The sequence below is a fragment of the Bacillus cereus group sp. N6 genome (assembly GCF_016483705.1).
Taxonomy (GTDB): domain Bacteria; phylum Bacillota; class Bacilli; order Bacillales; family Bacillaceae_G; genus Bacillus_A; species Bacillus_A wiedmannii.
This window is the reverse complement of sequence record NZ_JAEHBI010000248.1, coordinates 1-332: the sequence shown is the minus strand read 5'-3', so window position 1 is coordinate 332 and position 332 is coordinate 1. Positions and strand designations below refer to the sequence as shown.

Below are 332 nucleotides of genomic sequence, written 5' to 3'. Positions count from 1 at the left end.
CGGTGAAAATTGACGTAAAAGGACCAATTATTTCAAATGATGAAGCGTGGATTTATGATTGGTTTGAAATGGATGCTGCTAGCCCAGGTAAGATTTCAAAAGCACTTGATGATGCAAATGGCGATGATTTAGTTGTATCTATTAATAGTCCTGGTGGTTATGTACACGAAGGTTCAGAGATTTATACAGCGTTAAAAAATTATCCTGGTCATGTGGAAGTTCAAATTGTTGGATTAGCAGCAAGTGCAGCTTCTATTATTGCAACGGCTGCTGATAAAGTTCGAATCTCTCCGACTGCGCAAATCATGATTCACAATGCTTCTATGTGGAAT

At 38.3% G+C, this 332-nt stretch carries 1 protein-coding gene; it reads left to right on the top strand.

The genetic code is table 11. The features are described from left to right. Positions 1-2: 2 nt before the first annotated feature. On the top strand, positions 3-332 hold a 330-nt coding region (locus JDS99_RS31170; RefSeq protein WP_345943255.1), incomplete at its 3' end, for an ATP-dependent Clp protease proteolytic subunit.